Source organism: Bradyrhizobium zhengyangense, from assembly GCF_022012555.1.
GTDB classification, from domain to species: Bacteria; Pseudomonadota; Alphaproteobacteria; order Rhizobiales; family Xanthobacteraceae; genus Bradyrhizobium; species Bradyrhizobium zhengyangense.
The window spans coordinates 1-2,918 of sequence record NZ_JAKLTZ010000060.1; the positions used below are offsets into that span (position 1 = coordinate 1).

2 protein-coding genes are annotated in these 2,918 nt (G+C 61.0%); one reads left to right on the forward strand and one right to left on the reverse strand.

The features are described from left to right. Positions 1-2,819 (reverse strand): Ig-like domain-containing protein (locus L6639_RS42765; RefSeq protein WP_237867353.1); only part of this gene is annotated, 2,819 nt, incomplete at its 3' end. Here L6639_RS42765 and L6639_RS43430 point away from each other — a divergent pair. Further along, the coding region (locus tag L6639_RS43430; protein WP_237867354.1) for a hypothetical protein at positions 2,725-2,918 on the forward strand (194 nt) is incomplete at its 3' end. The genes L6639_RS42765 and L6639_RS43430 overlap by 95 nt on opposite strands.

Here is a 2,918-nt window from a genome sequence, read left to right on the forward strand (position 1 = left end):
GCAGACGTCGATGCGACCAGCGTCGGCACACCCGGCGCGTGCGTATCGATGGTGACGGCCAGGGCCGTGGACGCGACACTGGTGCCGCCCGAGGTCGTCGCCGTCGCCGTCAGCGAGTGACCGCCGTCGGACAGCGCCGCCGTGGTCAGCGTCCAGGCACCGCTCGCGTTCGCCGTCACGGTCCCCAGCACGGTCGAACCGTCGAGCACCTTCACGGTGCTGCCGGCCACCGCCGAGCCCGTCAGCGTCAGCGTGTTGTCGTTGGTGATGTGGTCACCGACAACGCCGCTGTCGGTCGTGAACGAGGCGATCGTCGGCGCCAAAGGCGAGGAAGTCGAGCCGGGATCTACCTGCAGGCCAGTGAAGGTCTTCAACGCGCCGGTGAGCTCGGCCGCATCCCCCAGCGAATTGGCGATTTTCGCACCATTCGCCAGGTTGACCTGGGTAATGGCCAAGGCAGAAACCTTGGTATCGCTGGCAGCGACCGTATAGCTGAACGTCAGCGTGTTGGTACCCGATCCTCCTGTATATGTCGCCACACCACCGTCATTCAGGACCAGCGAGGGCTTGCCGGTGACCGTCATGGTCTGATCAAACTTGACCGAAAATACGATCGAGGTTCCAACGCCCTCGGTCCCCGAACTCGGTGAAGGAACGACGCTGACAACATCGGTTGTCGCAAAGCTGCCTGCCGTGGGGCCCGTCTTCTTCCCGGTCAGTAGGTTAATGTTGTTTTCGATAGTGAGATTTGATCCTTGCACTTCCGCAGCCAGATCGCCAAAGCCCGTATCCGTAAAGGTGCCTGTGGGATCGACGTAGTTGTTGCTGACAATCACTCCATTGAGGACGTTTCCGCTGTCTTGGAAAAGCCCAATGTTCAACGAGACCGACATGTTGGGGCCGGTCGCGATAATGACATTGTTGGCGATCGTCGTATTCGTAATCGTCGAGCCGAGTTGGGCTTGAACGGCAAGTCCTTCGTTCGGTTCGACTCCCTGAGGCTGATAGATTGTATTGTAGGCGATCATCGCATTATTCACGACGTCGCCGACAAACTGGATGGGGTCGGGATGCGATCCCGGCGTGTACCCCAAACCCTCAAAGACGTTGTATTGGATCGTAGGCGTAACCGTTCCGTTGCCCAGATCGATACCATCGGCGGGCATGTCGTGAATGTAGTTGTACTTGGCGATGAACGTGCCAGTGCCGTTGTAGTTGATGGCAGCGCCCAGGCCTGTTCCTGCCGGCGGCGGCTGCACCGACGGAATATTCATCTGATTCCCGTCGAAGGAGCAGTTCAACACCGTGAGATTTCCCACGTTGCTCGAACCAGCATCGATGGCAACGGGCTGGTTCGCGCCAAGCGAGAAGTTGCAGTTCTCTATGGTCGTCGTGCCTGTGGTTCCCGGCTTGATGACGACAGTCCAACCGCCGCTCTTCGAGAAGTCGAAACCATCGAGTGTAACGTTGTTGCCAAGTATGTTCACGACATGGTTGGCAGCGTCGATCGATACGCCGGCCGGAAGATTTGCGGCAACGCTCGGATCCTTGAGCGCCGTGCCCGCCGGAACACCGACCGCATAGTCTACGCCCGCGACCTGCCAGGGTGGGCGAACTGCGTAGCTGTCCAGCAACGATGCCAGCTGCGGCGTACCACTATGCGCGCTGCTCGATCCATCAGCGTAACCCGAGGATGTCGAATTGACCGTGACATCGAGGCTGGCTGAAGCCGCACTCGCGTTTCCAGCCGCATCCGTTGCGGTAGCCGTAAATTTCTGAGCTCCATTCGATAACGCGCCGGTATCGAAGCTCCACGCGCCGCTGCTATCCGCGGTCGCGGTCCCGATCTGGGTTGAGTTATCAAAGATCTTGACCGAGCTATTGGCTTCCGCGGATCCCTTAAGCACGAGGTCGTTAAGGGTCGTCGTGCTTCCCACCGACGTCCCTGTTTGCGAAAACGCAGTGAACGTCGGCGCGACTGGGGCGTGGGTATCGATCGTGACCGACAACGGCGCCGATGCGAGGCTAACCTGCCCCGAGGAATCGACATCCTGCGCAGTAAGGTTATGGGCTCCGTCACCAAGCGCGGATGTTGTGAATGACCAGTGCCCACTGCCATCTACGTTGGCCGTACCCAATTGGGTCGGACCATCGAATACTTTCACGGTGCTGCTGGCAACGGCCGAGCCCGTCAGCGTCAGCGCGTTGTCGCTGGTGATGTGGTCACCGATGACACCGCTGTCGGTCGTAAACGAGGTGATCGTTGGGGTGGCGGGAACCGCGGCACCGATGACGGGATCCAGGGCCTGCGAAAGAACGCTGACATTTCCAGCAACATCGGTCGCCGTTGCTGCCAGGAAATGAGCCCCTTCTGATAATCCGGCAGTCGTAACGGTCCAATTCCCTGAGGAGTTAGCCGTTCCTGTGCCCACAAGGGTCGCGCCATCGTACACTTGGACCGTGCTGTTTGCTTCGGCCGTGCCAGTTAACGTCACCTGGTTTCCGTTGACGATTGAGTCACCGACCTCAATAGGCGCGTTCGGCGCCTGCGTATCGATGGTAATGGCCAGGGCCGTGGACGCGACGCTGGTGCCGCCCGAGGTCGTCGCCGTCGCCGTCAGCGAGTGACCGCCGTCGGACAGCGCCGCCGTGGTCAGCGTCCAGGCACCGCTCGCGTTCGCCGTCACGGTCCCCAGCACGGTCGAACCGTCGAGCACCTTCACGGTGCTGCCGGCCACCGCCGAGCCCGTCAGCGTCAGCGTGTTGTCGTTGGTGATGTGGTCACCGACAACGCCGCTGTCGGTCGTGAACGAAGCGATCGTCGGCGCCGCAGCCGTCGCGGCGATCGTCACCGAGACCGGCGAAGACGCCGTGCCGGTGTTGCCCGCAGCATCGGTCGCCGTGGCCGTGAAGCTATG